The 17,505-nt window shown below is 76.2% G+C and carries 16 protein-coding genes and 1 pseudogene; 15 read left to right on the forward strand and 2 right to left on the reverse strand.

Translation table 11 applies throughout. The features are described from left to right. The first annotated feature begins 70 nt into the window (after positions 1-70). From D5H78_RS05110 to D5H78_RS05120, 3 genes are all read left to right on the forward strand, one after another. Positions 71-1,021: a tyrosine-type recombinase/integrase gene (locus D5H78_RS05110; protein ID WP_119949192.1), complete on the forward strand. Its 951-nt coding sequence runs from the start codon at positions 71-73 to the stop codon at positions 1,019-1,021. A 59-nt stretch (positions 1,022-1,080) separates the two neighbouring features. After that, positions 1,081-1,863, forward strand: a complete 783-nt coding sequence (gene whiG / locus D5H78_RS05115; protein ID WP_119949193.1) for an RNA polymerase sigma factor WhiG — start codon at positions 1,081-1,083, stop codon at positions 1,861-1,863. Between the two features lie 177 nt (positions 1,864-2,040). Next, the gene (locus tag D5H78_RS05120) at positions 2,041-3,009 is read left to right on the forward strand and encodes a sugar phosphate isomerase/epimerase family protein (protein WP_119949194.1); all 969 of its coding nucleotides are present in this window, start codon (positions 2,041-2,043) and stop codon (positions 3,007-3,009) included. Between the two features lie 405 nt (positions 3,010-3,414). Here D5H78_RS05120 and D5H78_RS20440 read toward each other — a convergent pair. Beyond that, positions 3,415-3,909: pseudogene (locus tag D5H78_RS20440) on the reverse strand (peptidoglycan DD-metalloendopeptidase family protein); the annotation flags it as partial. A gap of 211 nt (positions 3,910-4,120) precedes the next feature. On the opposite strand from D5H78_RS20440, the gene D5H78_RS05130 reads away from it, so the two are divergent. The 10 genes from D5H78_RS05130 (at position 4,121) to D5H78_RS05175 (ending at position 14,269) form a co-directional block, all read left to right on the forward strand. Beyond that, the gene (locus tag D5H78_RS05130) at positions 4,121-5,716 is read left to right on the forward strand and encodes an ABC transporter substrate-binding protein (protein ID WP_119949195.1); all 1,596 of its coding nucleotides are present in this window, start codon (positions 4,121-4,123) and stop codon (positions 5,714-5,716) included. 19 nt (positions 5,717-5,735) lie between these two features. Next, complete coding sequence (locus D5H78_RS05135; RefSeq protein WP_119949196.1) at positions 5,736-6,680, forward strand: ABC transporter permease; 945 nt, start codon at positions 5,736-5,738, stop codon at positions 6,678-6,680. Positions 6,681-6,757: 77 nt separating this feature from the next. Then, a complete protein-coding gene (locus D5H78_RS05140; protein ID WP_425472917.1) occupies positions 6,758-7,585 on the forward strand; it encodes an ABC transporter permease in 828 nt (275 codons plus the stop codon). Further along, positions 7,582-8,607 carry an ABC transporter ATP-binding protein gene (locus tag D5H78_RS05145; RefSeq protein WP_119949197.1) on the forward strand — a complete coding sequence of 342 codons (1,026 nt, stop codon included), beginning with the start codon at positions 7,582-7,584 and terminating at the stop codon, positions 8,605-8,607. The genes D5H78_RS05140 and D5H78_RS05145 overlap by 4 nt, the downstream gene beginning before the upstream one ends. Further along, positions 8,589-9,626: an ABC transporter ATP-binding protein gene (locus D5H78_RS05150; RefSeq protein ID WP_218566271.1), complete on the forward strand. Its 1,038-nt coding sequence runs from the start codon at positions 8,589-8,591 to the stop codon at positions 9,624-9,626. Before D5H78_RS05145 ends, D5H78_RS05150 begins: the two co-directional genes overlap by 19 nt. A gap of 234 nt (positions 9,627-9,860) precedes the next feature. Further along, positions 9,861-10,808, forward strand: a complete 948-nt coding sequence (gene rpsB / locus D5H78_RS05155; RefSeq protein ID WP_119949199.1) for a 30S ribosomal protein S2 — start codon at positions 9,861-9,863, stop codon at positions 10,806-10,808. Positions 10,809-10,909: 101 nt separating this feature from the next. Next, entirely contained in the window at positions 10,910-11,740 is an 831-nt protein-coding gene (gene tsf, locus D5H78_RS05160) for a translation elongation factor Ts (protein ID WP_119949200.1), read from the forward strand. 270 nt (positions 11,741-12,010) lie between these two features. After that, positions 12,011-12,715 carry a UMP kinase gene (gene pyrH, locus D5H78_RS05165; RefSeq protein ID WP_342782413.1) on the forward strand — a complete coding sequence of 235 codons (705 nt, stop codon included), beginning with the start codon at positions 12,011-12,013 and terminating at the stop codon, positions 12,713-12,715. 51 nt (positions 12,716-12,766) lie between these two features. Further along, positions 12,767-13,324: a ribosome recycling factor gene (frr, locus tag D5H78_RS05170; RefSeq protein ID WP_119949201.1), complete on the forward strand. Its 558-nt coding sequence runs from the start codon at positions 12,767-12,769 to the stop codon at positions 13,322-13,324. Positions 13,325-13,336: 12 nt separating this feature from the next. Beyond that, positions 13,337-14,269, forward strand: coding sequence for a phosphatidate cytidylyltransferase (locus D5H78_RS05175; protein WP_218566247.1), 933 nt, complete (start codon positions 13,337-13,339; stop codon positions 14,267-14,269). Between the two features lie 10 nt (positions 14,270-14,279). Here the strand turns inward: D5H78_RS05175 and D5H78_RS05180 are convergent, their stop codons facing one another. Beyond that, entirely contained in the window at positions 14,280-15,404 is a 1,125-nt protein-coding gene (locus D5H78_RS05180; RefSeq protein WP_218566248.1) for an acetate/propionate family kinase, read from the reverse strand. 101 nt (positions 15,405-15,505) lie between these two features. Here D5H78_RS05180 and rlmN point away from each other — a divergent pair, with 101 nt between their 5' ends. Beyond that, the gene (gene rlmN / locus D5H78_RS05185; protein ID WP_119949202.1) at positions 15,506-16,759 is read left to right on the forward strand and encodes a dual-specificity RNA methyltransferase RlmN; all 1,254 of its coding nucleotides are present in this window, start codon (positions 15,506-15,508) and stop codon (positions 16,757-16,759) included. A gap of 14 nt (positions 16,760-16,773) precedes the next feature. After that, a complete protein-coding gene (locus tag D5H78_RS05190; RefSeq protein WP_119949203.1) occupies positions 16,774-17,496 on the forward strand; it encodes a DivIVA domain-containing protein in 723 nt (240 codons plus the stop codon). The last annotated feature ends 9 nt before the right edge of the window (positions 17,497-17,505 follow it).

Below are 17,505 nucleotides of genomic sequence, written 5' to 3' on the forward strand. Positions count from 1 at the left end.
CGGTGCGGGCCGTGCGGCGGGTGCCGGGGGTGGGGCCGCTGCCCCGTCCGCGGCGCCCCCGGACCCGCCGGTGGACCCCCTCGCGGACGCCCCGGCCCTGCGCGAGGCGCTGGACGGCTTCGTGGTGCACCTGCGCGACGAGCGCGGGCTGTCGGCCCACTCGGTGCGCGCGTACGCCGGCGACGCGGCGGACCTGCTGGCGCACGCGTCCCGCAGGGGGGCCCGCACCCCCGCCGACCTCGACCTGCGGCTGCTCCGCTCGTGGCTCGCGGGGCTGCAGGCGCGCGGGCTCGCGCGCACCACGCTCGCCCGGCGGGCCAGCGCGGCGCGCGCCCTGACCGCTTGGTGCGCCCGGCGCGGGCTGGCCGACGCCGACGCCGGTGCGCTGCTGGCCTCGCCCAAGCCGCACCGCACGCTGCCGGGCGTGCTGCGCCAGGAGCAGGCCGGCGCCGTCCTCGACGCCGCGGGCGAGCGCGCGCAGCGGGCCGCCGGCGCGCACGACCCGGCCGCGGCCGCGCTGGCGCTGCGCGACCGCGCGGTGCTCGAGCTGCTCTACGCGACCGGCGTGCGGGTCGGCGAGCTGTGCGGGCTCGACCTGGGCGACGTCGACGACGCCCGCCGGCTGGTGCGCGTCGTCGGCAAGGGCGACAAGGAGCGGGCGGTGCCGCTCGGCGTGCCGGCGCTCGCCGCGCTCGACGCGTGGCGGGCGCGGGGCCGCCCGGTGCTGGAGGGGCCGCGCAGCGGGGCCGCCCTGCTGCTGGGCCGTCGCGGCGGGCGGCTCGACCAGCGCGCGGCGCGGGAGGTGGTCCACCGCGCGGTGCGCTCGGTCCCGGGGGCACCCGACCTCGCCCCGCACGGGCTGCGCCACAGCGCCGCCACGCACCTGCTCGAGGGCGGCGCCGACCTGCGCACGGTCCAGGAGCTCCTCGGTCACGCTACGCTCACCACGACGCAGGTCTACACCCACGTCACGGCCGAACGGCTGCGGTCGACCTATGCCCGGGCCCACCCCCGGGCGTGAGGTCCTCCGTCGGGGGAAGGTCGGCCCAGCAGGGCCGTGCGCAGAGGGGGAGGTGGCCGGTGGGCGACGCCGAGGAGACCGAGGGTGCGCTGCGGTCCCTGTGGGAGGACTACAAGTCCACCGGGGACCCCGCCCTGCGCGAGCGGCTGATCCTGCACTACTCGCCGCTGGTGAAGTACGTCGCCGGCCGCGTCGGCGTGGGCCTGCCGTCGAACATCGAGCAGGCCGACCTCGTCTCGTACGGGATCTTCGGGCTCATCGACGCCATCGACAAGTTCGACATCGAGCGCGCGATCAAGTTCGAGACGTACGCGATCAACCGCATCCGCGGCGCGATCATCGACGAGCTGCGGGCCATCGACTGGATCCCGCGCTCGGTCCGCTACAAGGCGCGCGAGGTCGAGAAGGCGTACGCGCTGCTCGAGGGCCGGCTGCACCGCACGCCGACCGAGGCCGAGGTCGCCCAGGAGATGGGCATCCGGCTCGACGAGCTGCACGCCATCTTCAGCCAGGTGTCGTACGTCAACGTCGTCGCGCTCGACGAGCTGCTCAGCGTCGGCGGCGAGAAGGGCGACAAGCTCAGCCTCGTCGACACCCTCGAGGACACCAAGGCCGAGGACCCCGTGCTCGCCTTCGAGTCCGAGGAGACGAAGTACCTCCTCGCCAAGGCGATCAACCAGCTCCCCGAGCGGGAGAAGATCGTCGTGACGCTCTACTACTACGAGGGCCTGACGCTCGCGGAGATCGGCAAGGTCCTCGGCGTGACCGAGTCGCGCATCTGCCAGATGCACACCAAGGCGGTGCTGCAGATGCGCGGCAAGCTGAGCGAGGTCAAGGACTGACCGCCGGCACCACCACCCCGGCCGGCGCGCCAGCCGGTCGGGGCTTCACAGGTGCGGCGCGAGTGACTACCTTCCCGGCCACAGCAGGGGTCGCGCCCGCGGCGCGTCCCGCACTCCACGGCAGCGGCGACCTGCCGCTGCTCCGGCGCAGCGTGGCCCCGGACGAAGGAGGAGCCCATGTGCAACGGCCCTGCCCAGCACCCGGCGCGCCCCGAGGAGGTGGCCGCGCTCGCGTCGCGCCGCGGCTTCCTCAAGGCGGCAGCCGGCACCGCCGCGCTCGCGGGGGCCGGTGGTGCGCTCGCCGCCCCCGCCCGTGCCGCCGACGACCACGGCGACCACGGCGACCAGCGGATCCCGGTCCGGCGGATCAGCATCCAGCTCTACACGGTCCGCGACATCCTCAGCCAGGACGTCGACCTCACGCTCTCCACCCTGCGGGACATCGGCTACCGCAACGTGGAGACCGCGGGCGCCCCGGCGGGCCTGACGGTGCAGGAGTTCCGCGAGGCGCTCGACGACCACGGGCTCAGGGCGACCTCGGCCCACATCGGCATCCCGCAGCCGTTCGACGCCGCGGCGTGGCGGCAGTCGCTGCGCGACGCCCGCACGCTCGGCGCGACCTACGTCAACCACCCGTACTTCGGCACTGACGAGGACGGCCCGATCCGCGACGCCGCCCGGTACGAGGCGCTGGCCCGCGACCTCGACCGCGCCGGGCGGATCGCGCGCAACCACCGGATCCAGTTCGGCTACCACAACCACCACAACGAGTTCCTGCGCATGGACGACGGGTCCGGGCGCACGGGCATGGACATCCTGCTCGAGGAGACGGACCCGGCGCTGGTGCACTTCCAGCTCGACCTGTACTGGGTCTGGCGCGGGGCGCACGACCCCGTGGACGTCATCAGGGCGCACCCCGGGCGGTTCCGCCAGTTCCACGTCAAGGACATGGGGCTGGACGCGCTCTTCGAGGACCCGGGGCAGGGGCTCATCGACTTCCCGCGCATCTTCCGCCAGGCGCGCCGGGGCGGGACGGTCGAGTTCATCGTCGAGCGGGACGACGCGGGCACCGACCCGCGCGAGCCCGAGGACGCGCTCGAGACCGCCGAGGTCGGTTTCGACTTCCTGCGCGGCGTCCGCTACTGAGGGGTCAGCCGGGTCAGCCGGGGGCGCACCGGTGCCCCCGGTGCGCCTCGTCCGGGCCCGCGGTGGCCCGGCCGGCGCGCAGCAAGGGCGCAGGGGCCTGGCGTGGTGCAGCTCGACGCCGTCACGCCGCGGCGCGCCGGGCGGCGGCTCCGGCCAGGCCCGCACCGGCGAGCGCCAGCCCGCCCGCCACCGGCAGGAGGAGCCCGCCGCGCCCGTCGCGGTCCGCCGGCCCCGCTGTCGCCCCGCCCGCGGGGACCCCGGAGCCCGTGCAGGCGCCGGGGGTACCGCGCGCGCGGGCGCGCCGCCCCCGGGCGCAGCGAGCAGCGGCAGGAGCCGCGGCGGGCCCGCGTGGAGCAGCGCCATCGGGTCGGCGTAGTCGAGCAGGCCGGGGCCGACCCGGAGCCCCCAGTGCAGGCACGCGGCGGGCGGGCAGTGCGAGCCCGACGGCACGAGGGCGCCGAGCGGGTCCCCCGCGGCCACGGCGTCGCCGCGGCGCACCGACGCCTGCACGGGCTCGTAGGTCGTCCGCACCCCGCCCGGGTGGTCGACCGACACGACCGGGCGCCCGCCCACCCGCCCGGCGAACGCCACCCTGCCGGCGCCGGCGACCCGCACGGCGGCGCCGGCGGGTGCGGGCAGGTCGACGCCGCGGTGCCCGGGGCCGTAGCGGTGCGCGGGCGCGACGAAGCGGCGCAGCGGTCCCCGCGGGTCCAGCGGGACGGGGGCGACCCACGCGGCGGGCGCGGGCGGGCCCTGCGCCGGCGCGGCGGACGCGCCGGCGGAGCCCACCGGGGCGGCGCGCGCGGGCACCGCCAGCGCCCCGGCGCCGAGCAGCGCGAGCGCGGCACCGGCAGCGGCGGCGGCGAGCAGGGCGAGCAGGGGGACGGGAGCGGTCGGCACGCGAGGACCCTGCCGGGGACCGGACCTGCGGCGGGCCGGCGCGCGGGCGGGCTGTGGACGGCGGGCGCCGGCGGGACCTGGGGACGGCGGGCCGACGAGGTCACGAAACCGTCACGATGCGCCGCCGGGCGGGCGCGGCAGGGCGACCCGCTGCTCCGGATGGGGGAGGAAGGACGGGACCGGCTGCCGTACCCACGGACGGGGGAGCCCCATGCGGACCACCGCGAGCACGCCCACCACCCGAGCGCCCGGCCGACGGCGGGCCCGCGCGCTCGCCGCCGCGGCCGCCGCGGCCCTGCTCGCCGGCGCCTGCTCGGGCGGCGGGGACGACGTCGACGTCGAGGGCGGCGGCTCCGGCGGGAGCGGGGGCGGCGGTGGCGGCGGCGACGGCACCTTCGTCGCGGCGATCAGCGGCCGTCCCGACCAGCTCGACCCGCACAAGACGTCGGCGTACCCGAGCTTCCAGGTGCTCGAGAACGTCTACGACACGCTCGTCGTGCCGGACCCGGAGGACCTGACCTACCAGCCGTCGCTCGCCACGGAGTGGACGACCAGCGAGGACGGCCTCACCTGGTCGTTCACCCTCCGCGACGGGGTCGTGTTCCACGACGGGTCGGAGTTCGACGCGGCCGACGTGGTCTACAGCTACGACCGCATCGTCGACGAGGAGCTGCAGAACGCGTACCGCTTCGCCACCGTCGAGGACGTCGTGGCGGTGGACCCGCGCACGGTGGAGCTGCGCCTGTCCGCGCCGACGCCGAACCTGCTCGACCAGATCGGCAACTTCAAGGGCATGGCGATCCTGCCCGAGGGCGCCGCGGAGCAGGTCGACCTGAACCAGGAGGCGGTGGGCACGGGGCCGTACCGGCTGGCGTCGGTCAACCCGGGCGACGTGCAGCTCACGGCGTTCGAGGACTACTGGGGCGACGCGCCGGGCGTGGGCGAGGTGGAGGTCCGCTTCGTCGCCGAGCCGACGCAGGCGCTGACCGCGCTGCGCACCGGCGAGGTGCAGTGGACGGACAACGTGCCGCCGCAGGACATCACGTCGCTGGAGGACGAGGACGGCGTCACGCTCGGGCGCACCCCGAGCGTCGACTACTGGTACATGGCGTTCAACATCGCCCAGGAGCCGTGGTCGGACGTGCGGGCCCGCCAGGCGATGGCGTACGCCGTCGACCGCGAGGCGGTGACGCAGGCCGCCCGCTTCGACGCCGCCACGGTCAACCAGGCCGCGATCCCCGAGCAGAGCTTCTGGTACTACGACTACGCCCCGTTCGAGCCCGACCCGGACCGCGCGCGCAGCCTGCTGCAGGAGGCCGGCGTGCAGGACGGGCAGGCGATGCGGCTCATGGTCACCGACGAGTTCCCGGAGACCGTGCAGGCGGCGCAGGTGATCGCCGCGCAGCTCGGCGAGGTCGGGGTGGACGTGCAGGTGGAGACGGTCGACTTCGCGACCTGGCTCGACCGGCAGGGTCGCGGCGACTTCGACGCCTTCATGCTCGGCTGGCTCGGCAACAACGACCCGTTCGGCTGGTACGACTCCCAGCACCGCTGCGAGGGCGGCAACAACTACCAGGGCTACTGCAACCCGGAGGTCGACCGGCTGCTCGACGAGGCGGCCACGGAGACCGACCGCGACCGGCGCAAGGAGCTCTACGACCAGGCGGCGACGACGATCGTCGACGAGGTCAGCTACCTGTACTTCTACAACCCCGACGTGGTCCAGGCCTGGTCCGACGACGTGACCGGGTACGAGGTCCGCGCCGACCGGGCGGTGAACTTCGAGACGGTCGAGCTCTCGCAGTGAGCCGCACGGGGGTGCGGGCGTGACCGCGTACGTCCTGCGCCGCGCGCTGCAGGCGCTGCTCGTCCTCGTCGGGGTGAGCGTGGCGGTGTTCTCGCTGGTGCACCTCGTCCCCGGCGACCCGGTCCGCCTCGCGCTGGGCACGCGGTTCGACCAGGAGACGTACGACGCCCTGCGCGAGCGGTCGGGCCTCGACGAGCCGCTGCTCGTGCAGTACCTCGACTGGGCGGGGCGCGCCCTCACCGGCGACCTCGGGGTGAGCTTCCGGTCCGGCGAGACGGTCACCGGCCTGGTCGCCGAGCGGCTGCCGGCGACCCTGAGCCTCGCCCTCGGGGCCATCGTCGTCGCGCTGCTCATGGCGTTCCCGCTGGGGCTGCTGGCGGCGCGGCGGCGGGGGACGGCGACGGACCACGCCGCGACGGTCGTGAGCCAGGCGGGCATCAGCATCCCGGACTTCTGGCTCGGGATCCTGCTCATCCTCGTCTTCTCGCTGACGCTCGGCTGGCTGCCCTCGGGCGGCTACGTACCGCTGACCGAGGACCCGCTCGGCTGGCTGCAGCGCCTGGTGCTGCCGGCCGTCACCGTCGGCGTCGTGTCCGGGTCGATCCTCACCCGGTTCGTGCGCGCCTCGGTGCTCGAGGTCATGGCGCAGGACCACACGCGCACCGCGCGGGCCAAGGGGCTGCGCGAGCGCGTCGTGCTCGGCCGGCACGTGGTGCGCAACGCGCTCGTCCCCGTCGTCACGGTGACGGGCATCCAGCTGGCCTACCTGCTCTCCGGCGTCGTCGTCGTCGAGGTCGTCTTCGCCTTCCCCGGCCTCGGCGAGCTGGCGCTGCTGGCCGTGCGCCAGCGCGACTACCCGGTGCTGCAGGGCGCCGTCCTCCTCTTCGCGGTGGTGTTCCTCCTGGTGAACCTGCTCGTCGACCTGCTGTACGCCGCCCTCGACCCGCGGATCGGCACCTCGTGAGCGCCGCCGACGGCCCCCTGCCGGTGCGCGAGGCCGGCGACCTCGCCGCTCCCGCGGAGGCCACGGGCTGGCGCCTCGTGGTGCGCGACCTGCTGCGCGACCCCGCCGCCGTCGGGGCGCTGGTGGTCCTGCTCGTCCTGGTCCTCGCGGCCGTCCTCGGCGGCGTGCTCGCCCCGTACGGCGCCAACGAGGTCGACGTGCAGGAGCGGCTGCAGGCGCCCAGCGGCGCCCACCCCTTCGGCACGGACGAGCTCGGCCGCGACGTCCTGTCCCGCGTGCTGCTCGGCGCGGCGGCCTCGCTGCGCGTGGGGCTCGTGGCCGTCGGGATCGCGCTGGTGGCGGGCGTGCTGTGCGGGCTCGTCGCGGGCTACTACGGCCGCTGGGTCGACGACGTCGTCATGCGCGTCATGGACGTGCTCTTCGCGTTCCCGGCGATCCTGCTCGCCATCGCGGTGCTCGCCGTCCTGGGCCCCGGCACCACCAACGCGATGGTGGCCATCGGCGTCGTCTACACGCCGATCTTCGCCCGCGTGACCCGCGCCAGCGTGCTGAGCGTGCGCGAGGAGGTCTTCGTGCGGGCCTCCCGGTCCGCGGGGGCGTCCGACGTGCGGATCCTCGGCCTGCACGTGCTGCCCAACGTCGCCGGCCCGATCATCGTCCAGACCTCGATCAGCCTCGCGTTCGCGATCCTCTCCGAGGCGGCCCTGTCGTTCATCGGCCTCGGCACGCAGCCCCCGGAGCCCTCGTGGGGCCGGATGCTCGTGGAGGGCCGCGGCTTCATCGAGCAGGCGTGGTGGATGGCGCTCTTCCCCGGCCTGGCGATCTTCCTCGTCGTGCTCGCCTTCAACGTGCTGGGCGACCGCCTGCGCGACGTCCTCGACCCGCGCTCGAGGAGCCGCGCATGACCCCGCCCGCCCCCGCCGCCCCCGTCGCCGGCACGGACGTGCCCGCCCTCGCGGTCCGGGACCTCGCCGTGCGCTTCCCCGGGCGCCGCGGGCGCCCCGACGCGCGGGTGGTCAACGGCATCTCGTACGACGTGCGGCGCGGCGAGACCCTCGCCGTCGTCGGCGAGTCCGGCAGCGGCAAGACGGTCAGCGTGCTCTCGATGCTGGGCCTCGTGCCCGGCGGCGCGGAGGTGACCGGCCGGGCGCTGCTCGACGGGCGCGACCTGCTGGCGATGGCCCCGGAGGAGCTGCGCCGCGTCCGGGGGCCCGGCGTCGGGGTGGTCTTCCAGGACCCCATGACCTCGCTCAACCCGGTGCTGACGGTCGGCCGCCAGCTCACCGAGGGCATGCAGGAGCACCTCGGGCTCAGCGGCGCCGCCGCCCGCGAGCGCGCGCTGGACCTGCTCGGGCGGGTCGGCATCCCCGACCCGCGCCGCCGGCTCGACGAGCACCCCCACCAGCTCTCCGGCGGCATGCGCCAGCGCGTCATGATCGCGATCGGCATCTCCTGCGACCCCGACGTCCTCGTCGCCGACGAGGCGACGACCGCCCTCGACGTCACGGTGCAGGCGCAGATCCTCGAGCTCGTGGCCGACCTGCAGCGCGAGCTGGGCACCGCCGTCGTCTGGATCACCCACGACCTCGGCGTCGTCGCCGGCATCGCCGACCGCGTCGTGGTCATGTACGCCGGCCGGGTCGTCGAGGACGGGCCGGTCGAGGCGCTCTTCGACGACCCGCGCCACCCGTACACCGTCGGGCTGCTCGGGTCGCTGCCCGTGCTCGGGCGCGAGGACGAGGAGCTGGCCGCGATCCCCGGCCTGCCGCCGGACCCGGCGCGGCTGCCGCCCGGGTGCGCCTTCCGCCCCCGCTGCCCCGTCGCCGCGGCGGGCCGCGGGGACGCCCGCTGCGACGAGCAGGTGCCCCCGCTGCGCCCGGTCGGCCCCGCGCACGCCGCCGCGACGTTCTGCGAGGTGCGCCGGTGAGCGCGGACGAGCTGCTGCGGGTCCGGGGGCTCGAGGTGCACTTCCCGGTGCGCGGGCGCGGCGTGCTGCGCCGCCCTGCCGGCGCCGTGCGCGCGGTCGACGGCGTCGACCTCGACGTGCGCCGCGGCGAGACGCTGGGGCTGGTGGGGGAGAGCGGCTGCGGCAAGTCGACCCTCGGGCAGGCGGTGCTGCGCCTCGTCGAGCCGACGGCGGGCCGGGTGGTCCTCGACGGGACCGACGTCACCGCGCTCGGCCAGCGGGACCTGCGCGCGCTGCGGCGCCGCGTCGCGATGGTCTTCCAGGACCCGTACGCGTCGCTCGACCCCCGCCGCACGGTGGGGCAGGCGGTGAGCGAGCCGCTGGAGGTGCACGGCCTGCACCGCGCCGACCGGCGGGGCCGCGTCGGCGAGCTGCTCGAGCTCGTGGGCCTGGACCCGGACTGGCGCGAGCGGCACCCGCACGAGCTCTCCGGCGGCCAGCGCCAGCGCGTCGGCATCGCCCGCGCCCTCGCCGGCGAGCCCGACTTCATCGTGCTCGACGAGCCGGTCGCGTCGCTGGACGTGTCCATCCAGGCCCAGGTCCTCAACCTGCTGCGCCGCCTGCAGCGCGAGCTGGGGCTCACGTACCTGTTCATCGCCCACGACCTCGCGGCGGTCGCCCACGTCAGCGACCGGGTGGCGGTGATGTACCTCGGGCGCGTCGTGGAGGTCGCCGCGCGGGCGGACCTCGAGGCCGAGCCGGCCCACCCGTACGCCCGCGCCCTGCTCTCGGCCGTGCCGGTGCCGGACCCGCGCCGCGAGCGCGCCCGCCGGCGCGTGGTGCTGCGCGGCGACGTCCCGAGCCCGACCGCGCCGCCGAGCGGCTGCCGGTTCCGCACCCGCTGCCCGGACGCCTTCGAGCCCTGCCCGCTGGTGGACCCCGCGCTGCAGGGGGTCGGCGCCGGGACGGGGCACGTCGCGGCCTGCCACCTGCACGGCGTGGTCGGCCGCCCGGTGGAGCCCGGCGCCGGCGGCGGGTGAGGCGGGGCGCCGCGTCCCCTACACTGGCCGGAGCGACCCGTCCGTGCGGGTCGACTTCGCACGCCCGCTTCCCGCCGCGACGGCGGGGGAGCGCCCTCCGGTCCGCGTCCCCTCGCGGCACGGGCGCCGCCGCGGGCGTCAGGCGCACCGGCCGCCCGGCCGGCGCGAGGAACCGAGAGCGCGCCCGCCGCGTCCCCGTCCGGGGCTCGCCGCGGGCGCAGGAGGAGCGCGGCCATGGCCGTCGTCACCATGCGGCAGCTGCTCGAGAGCGGCGTCCACTTCGGGCACCAGACCCGTCGGTGGAACCCGAAGATGAAGCGCTTCATCTTCACCGAGCGCAACGGCATCTACATCATCGACATCCAGCAGTCGCTGAGCTACATCGACCGCGCCTACGACTTCGTCAAGGAGACCGTGGCGCACGGCGGCTCGCTGCTGTTCGTCGGCACCAAGAAGCAGGCGCAGGAGGCGATCGCCGAGCAGGCGACGCGCGTGGGCATGCCCTACGTCAACCAGCGCTGGCTCGGCGGCATGCTGACGAACTTCCAGACGGTCTACAAGCGGCTCCAGCGCCTCAAGGAGCTCGAGGAGATCGACTTCGCCGACGTGGCGGGCTCGGGGATGACCAAGAAGGAGCTCCTCGTCCTGCAGCGCGAGAAGGAGAAGCTCGAGCGCACCCTCGGCGGCATCCGCGACATGGCCCGCGTCCCGAGCGCGGTCTGGATCGTGGACACCAAGAAGGAGCACATCGCGGTCGGCGAGGCCAAGAAGCTCGGCATCCCGGTCGTGGCGATCCTCGACACCAACTGCGACCCGGACGAGGTCGACTACCCGATCCCGGGCAACGACGACGCGATCCGCTCGGTCACGCTGCTCACCCGCGTGCTCGCCGACGCCGTCGCCGACGGCCTCATGGCCCGCGCGGGCGGCAACGACGCGGCCCAGGCCGCGGCCGGCGCCGAGCTCGGCGGCGACGAGCCGCTGCCGGAGTGGGAGCAGGCGCTCCTCGCGGGCGACGCGGCCGGTGCCGCTCCGGAGGCCGCCGCGGCCGCCGCTGCCGAGGCCCCCGCGGCCGACGCTCCGGCCGAGGCCGCGGCCGCGGAGACCGCCTCCGCCGAGGACACCGGCGGCACGCCGGCCGGCGGCCCGGGTGTCGTCGAGCCGACCGCCCCGCAGGCCTGAGGCACACCACCAGCAGCGGTCCCCGACGGCCCGGCACCCCACGAGGGTGCCGGGCCGTCGGGGGCGCGCCCGGTACGAACGAGACGAGGGGACCGACCACCATGGCGAACTTCACCGCCGCGGACGTCAAGAAGCTCCGCGACGCCACCGGCGCCGGGATGATGGACGCGAAGAAGGCGCTCACCGAGACCGACGGCGACTTCGAGAAGGCCATCGAGGAGCTGCGCGTCAAGGGTGCGGCCAAGGCCCAGAAGCGCGGCGCCGAGCGCAGCGCGTCCAACGGCCTCGTGGCCGCGGCCGAGGGCGCGATGATCGAGCTCGCCTGCGAGACCGACTTCGTCGCCAAGAACGAGCAGTTCCAGCAGCTCGCCAACGACATCGTCGCCCACGTCGCGGCCCGGCGCCTCGACGACGTGCAGGCCGTGCTCGGCGAGCAGCTGGCCGACGGGCGCACCGTCGAGGAGAGCATCTCCGCCGCCTCCGCCGTCATCGGCGAGAAGCTCGAGCTGCGCCGCGTGGCGCTGCTCGGCGGCGAGGGCAAGCAGGTCGCCGCGTACATGCACAAGCGCTCCTCGGACCTGCCCGCGCAGGTCGGCGTGCTCGTGGAGTTCGAGGGCGGCGACGCCGAGGCGGCGCGCGGCGCGGCCATGCAGGTCGCGGCCATGCGCCCGCAGTTCACCACCCGCGACGAGGTCCCGGCCGAGACGGTCGAGAACGAGCGGCGCATCGCCGAGGCCACGGCCCGCGAGGAGGGCAAGCCCGAGCAGGCGCTGCCCAAGATCGTGGAGGGCCGGGTCAACGGTTTCTTCAAGGACGTCGTCCTGCTCGAGCAGGCCTCGGTCCAGGACAGCAAGAAGACCGTCAAGGCGGTCCTCGACGCCGCCGGCGTGAGCGTCAGCCGCTTCGCGCGCTTCGAGGTCGGCCAGGCCTGAGGCCGGCCGGACCGCGGTGCGACCGGTCCCCGTCCCCGACCCGGGGGCGGGGACCGGCGCGCACCCGGCCCCGGGCGACCGGCCCCCGGCGGGCCACCACCGGCGAGCGACCACCGGCGAGCGACCCAGACCCAGCCCGACGAGCCGTACGACCGAGGAGCGAGCGTGGAGCTGACCGTGACGCAGGACGGGGCGCAGGACCGGGCCCAGGACGGGGCGCCGGACCGGGCGCAGGACGAGGGGCGGGCCGCGGCGCCGTACCGGCGGGTCCTGCTCAAGATGTCCGGCGAGGTGTTCGGCGGCGGTGGCGTCGGGGTCGACCCGGACGTCGTGCAGGACATGGCCCGGCAGGTGGCCGACGTGGTGCGCGGCGGCACGGAGGTCGCCATCGTCGTCGGCGGGGGCAACTTCTTCCGCGGCGCGGAGCTGTCCCAGCGCGGCATCGACCGGGCCCGCGCGGACTACATGGGCATGCTCGGCACGGTCATGAACTGCCTCGCGCTGCAGGACTTCCTCGAGAAGCAGGGCATCGACACGCGGGTGCAGACCGCGATCGCCATGGGCCAGGTCGCCGAGCCGTACATCCCGCGCCGCGCGATCCGCCACCTCGAGAAGGGCCGCGTCGTGATCTTCGGCGCCGGCGCCGGGATGCCGTACTTCTCCACCGACACCGTCTCGGCCCAGCGCGCGCTGGAGATCCACTGCGACGCGCTGCTCATGGGCAAGAACGGCACCGACGGCGTGTACGACGCCGACCCGCGCAGGGTGCCGGACGCGCGCCGCTACGAGCGCGTGAGCTACGCCGAGGTGCTGCGCCGCGACCTCAAGGTCGCCGACGCCGCGGCGTTCAGCCTCTGCCAGGAGAACGCGCTGCCCATCGTGGTGTTCGACCTCATGCGGGACGGCAACATCGCGCGGGTCGTGCGTGGTGAGAGGATCGGGACGCTCGTCACCGGGGACGACGCCGCCGCCTGAGCGGCGGCGGGCGCGGGACGGGCCGAGGCGGACGAGCGACAGGAGCGCAGCGTGATCGAGGAGACCCTCTTCGAGGCCGAGGAGAAGATGGAGAAGGCGGTGGGCGTGGCCCGCGAGGACTTCTCCACGATCCGCACCGGCCGGGCGACGCCCGCGATGTTCTCCAAGGTGGTCGTCGACTACTACGGCGCGCCGACGCCGGTGAACCAGCTGGCGTCGTTCCAGACGCCCGAGGCGCGCATGATCATCGTGCAGCCGTACGACAAGTCGTCGCTGCCGGCGGTCGAGCGCGCGATCCGCGACTCCGACCTGGGCGTCAACCCGACCAACGACGGCAGCATCATCCGCGTCGTGCTCCCGCAGCTCACCGAGGAGCGCCGGCGGGAGTACATAAAGGTCGCGCGCAGCAAGGCCGAGGACGCGCGCGTCTCGATCCGCAACGTGCGCCGGCACGCCAAGGAGGCGCTCGACCGCCTCGTGCGCGACGGCGACGCCGGCGAGGACGAGGTGCGCCGCGCGGAGAAGTCGCTCGAGGAGGTCACGGGCCGCTACGTGGCGAACGTCGACGACCTGCTCAAGCACAAGGAAGCCGAGCTCCTCGAGGTCTAGGCGGACCCGCACGTGCAGGAGACGCCCGACCCGCCCGTCCCCGGCGGGCTGCCGCCCTCGCCGCCGAGCGTCCACGAGCCGACCTCGCCGGTGGAGCCGGTGCCGGTCGAGCCGGTGCCGCCGCCGGAGAAGCGCAGCCGCGCCGGGCGCGACCTGCCCGCGGCGGTGGGCGTGGGCGTCGCGCTGGCCGCGGCCGTGGTGGCGAGCCTCGTCGTCGAGCCGGTCGCGTTCGTCGTGCTCGTCGGCGCGGTGCTCGCCGCGGGGCTGTGGGAGCTGCGCAACGCCCTGCTCGCCGGCGGCATCCGCGTGCCGCTGCCGCCCGTCCTCGTCGGCGGCGCCGCGATGCTCGCCGGCGCCTGGGCCGGCGGCGCGGAGGCGCTCGTCGTGGCGCTGGCGGCCACCGTCGCCGCGGTGCTGCTGTGGCGGCTGCCGGAGGGGGCGCGCGGGTACGCCCGCGACGCGACCGCGGCCGTGTTCGCCGCGGTCTACGTCCCGTTCCTCGCCGGCTTCGCCGTGCTCATGCTGCGCGAGGACGACGGCGTCAGCCGCGTCGTCCTGTTCATCCTCGTCACCGTCGCCTCCGACACCGGCGGGTACGCCGCGGGGGTGCTCCTCGGCCGGCACCCGATGGCGCCCACGGTGTCGCCGAAGAAGTCGTGGGAGGGCGTCGGCGGCTCGGTGCTGGCGGCCGTGCTGGTCGGGTGGCTCGCGGGCGGGGCGCTCGTCGGCCTGGCGCCGTGGCAGGGGGCGCTGCTCGGCCTGCTCGCGGTGCTCACCGCGACCGTGGGCGACCTCGGCGAGTCGATGGTCAAGCGCGACCTCGGCATCAAGGACATGGGCTCGCTGCTGCCCGGGCACGGCGGCTTCATGGACCGCCTCGACTCGCTGCTGCCCACCGCGCCGGTCGTGCACCTCGTGCTCGCCGCGGCGCTCGGGGCCGGCTGACGCCCGGCGCTCAGCCCGCCGCCACGACCTCCCGCACCTGCCGCGCGATCTCCAGGTCCTCGCGCGCCGTCACGACGGCGACCGCCACGGGGGAGCCGTCGGGGGACACGACGGCGTCGCCGTGGGCCGCGTCGTTCGCCGCGTCGTCGACGGCGGCACCGAGGTGCGCCAGGCGCGCGGCGAGGTCGCGCCGCACCGGCGCGGAGTGCTCGCCGATGCCGCCGGTCAGCACGAGCAGGTCGAGCCCGCCGGTCGCCGCCGTCATCGCCGCGGCCTCCCTCGCCAGCCGGTGCACGAAGACGTCGTACGCCAGCGCCGCGCCGTCGTCGCCGGCGTCGCGCGCGGCGAGCACGTCGCGCAGGTCGCCCGAGGTGCCGGACAGCCCGGCCAGGCCGGACTCGCGCAGGAGGGTGCGCTCGAGGCCGTCGACGTCGACGCCGTCCTGGCGCAGCAGCCAGAGCAGCATCCCGGGGTCGACCGTCCCCGACCGGGTGACCATGACGAGGCCCTCGAGCGGGGTGAAGCCCATCGTGGTGTCCACCGAGCGCCCGCCGCGGACCGCGGCGAGGGAGGCGCCGGCGCCGAGGTGGCAGGTCACCGCGCGCAGGTCCTCCAGCGGCCGCCCGGCGAGCTCGGCCCCGCGGCGCGCCGCGTAGGCGTGGCTCAGGCCGTGGAAGCCGTAGCGGCGCAGCCCGTAGCGCTCGGTGAGCCCCCGCGGGAGGGCGTACGTCGCGGCGGCGGCCGGCAGGGTCGCGTGGAAGGCGGTGTCGAAGCAGGCGACCGCGGGCACCCCGGGCAGGGCCTCGCGGACCGCGCGCACCGCGGCGAGCGCGGGCGGGTTGTGCAGCGGCGCGAGCGCGACGGTCTCGTCGAGCGCGGCCAGCGCCGCGTCGTCGACGAGCACCGGCGCCTCGTAGCGCCCGCCGCCGTGCACCACCCGGTGCCCGACGGCGTCGGCCCCGCCGGCCTCGTCGAGCAGCGCCCGCAGCGGGGCGAGGTCGTCCCGCGACCACCGCTCGACGGTGCGCGCGGCGAGGACGGCCCCGCCGCGGTCGAGCACGGCGAGCTTGAGGCTGCTCGACCCGGCGTTGACGACGAGGACGCGGGCGGGGGACGGGTCGGGCAGGTCGGGCACGGGACCTCCGGGGCTTCGTACGGCTGCGTCGCGCTCGTGCGGCGTGACGTCGGTCTCGACGTGCGGGCCGGGCGCGCGCCGCGTGCCAGACTGGCAGGACGATGCCTGTCCAGCCCGCCACCCCCGACGTGCCCGCTGCGGACCCGCTCGACGCCCCCGTGCCGGCGCTCGCCGCCGTCCCGCCGGCCGAGCCGCCCGCGTCGGCGCCCGACGCCGGCAGCGCCGCCGCCGCGCCCGCCGCGCCGCCGCGCCCCGGCCTGCTGACCTTCGCCGCGCCGCGGCGGGCCAAGCCGCCGCGGCACCTCGCGGACCTCGCCCCGGCCGACCGGCGCGCCGCTGTGGAGGAGCTCGGCGAGAAGGGCTTCCGGGCCGCGCAGCTCTCGACGCACTACTTCGGGCACCTCACCGCCGACCCGGCGCGCATGCCCGACCTTCCGGCGGCGCTGCGCGAGCGCCTCGGCGCGTCCCTGCTGCCGCCGCTGCTGACGCCGGTGCGCACGCTCGAGGCCGACGGCGGCACGACCCGCAAGACGGTGTGGCGCCTCTTCGACGGCGCGCTCGTCGAGTCGGTGCTCATGCGCTACCCGGACCGGGCCACCGTGTGCGTCTCCTCGCAGGCCGGCTGCGGCATGAACTGCCCCTTCTGCGCCACCGGGCAGGCGGGCCTGACCCGCAACATGTCCGCCGCGGAGATCGTGGACCAGGTCCGCGCCGCCGCGGCCGCCCTGCGCGACGGCGAGGTGCCCGGCGGGCCGGCGCGCCTGTCCAACGTCGTGTTCATGGGCATGGGCGAGCCGCTGGCGAACTACAAGGCGGTCCTCGGCGCGGTGCGGCGCATCACCGACCCCGCCCCCGACGGCCTCGGCATCAGCCAGCGCTCGGTGACGGTCTCCACGGTCGGCCTCGTGCCGGCCATCGACCGCCTGCGCGAGGAGGGGCTCTCGGTGCGCCTCGCCGTGTCGCTGCACGCGCCCGACGACGCGCTGCGCGACGAGCTCGTCCCGGTGAACACCCGGTGGAAGGTGCGCGAGGTGCTCGACGCGGCGTGGCGCTACACGCGGGCGACCGGGCGGCGTGCCAGCATCGAGTACGCCCTCATCAAGGACGTGAACGACCAGGCGTGGCGCGCCGACCTGCTCGGCGAGCTGCTCTCCGGGCACCTCGTGCACGTGAACCTCATCCCCCTCAACCCCACCCCGGGGTCGCGGTGGACGGCCTCCCGGCCGGAGGACGAGCGCGAGTTCGTGCGGCGGCTGCAGCGCCACGGCGTGGCCGTGACCGTCCGCGACACCCGGGGGCGCGAGATCGACGGGGCGTGCGGACAGCTCGCCGCGACGAGCGAGGCCGGCGACTGACAGGAGCGGTAGCGGTGGCGAGCTTCCCGAGGGCCACGGGCATGACGCGGGGGTACGCCCGCCCGCAGGTCGACCGGTTCCTCGCCAGGGTGCAGGAGGCGCTCGAGGGCGCCCCCGGGGCCGCCGGCGTCACCGCCGCGGAGATCCGTCGCGCCGGCTTCGACCTGGTGCGCGGCGGCTACGACGTGACGGCCGTCGACGCCCACCTCGACGTGCTCGAGCTGCGCGCGCTCGCCGCCGAGCGGCGCGCCGCCGTGCCCGGTGCGCGCACCGCGGCCGACGACGCCGGCGCAGGGGTGCCCGAGGAGCTCCTCGACGTCCTCGACGCCGCCCCGGGCACGCGCTTCGCGCGCGCCGGCGGGCTGCGCCGCGGCTACGCCCCGCGCGAGGTCGACGCGTTCCTCGCCGAGCTCGCCGCGACGCTCGACGGCGCGCCGGTCGGCGAGCCGCTCGACGCGGAGTCCGTGCGCCGGGCCGTCTTCCACGTGCGGTTCCGGGGCTACGACGAGGCGCAGGTCGACGACGCGCTCGACCTCGCCGTCGACGTGCTCCTGCGCCGCGACCGCCTCCAGGACGCGCCGCCCGCCGCGCACCCGGGCCCCGCCGCGGCGCACGACGCCGAGGACGAGCGGACGGCCCGCGTCGAGGGGGCGCCCCGCGAGGTCGACCTCGCCGACGCCGCCCCGCTCAGCGACGACACGGTCGTCATCGACCGGCGCATCGACCGGGTCTCCTGACCCGTGCGG

The sequence above is a fragment of the Vallicoccus soli genome, from assembly GCF_003594885.1.
Classification (GTDB): Bacteria; Actinomycetota; Actinomycetes; order Motilibacterales; family Motilibacteraceae; genus Vallicoccus; species Vallicoccus soli.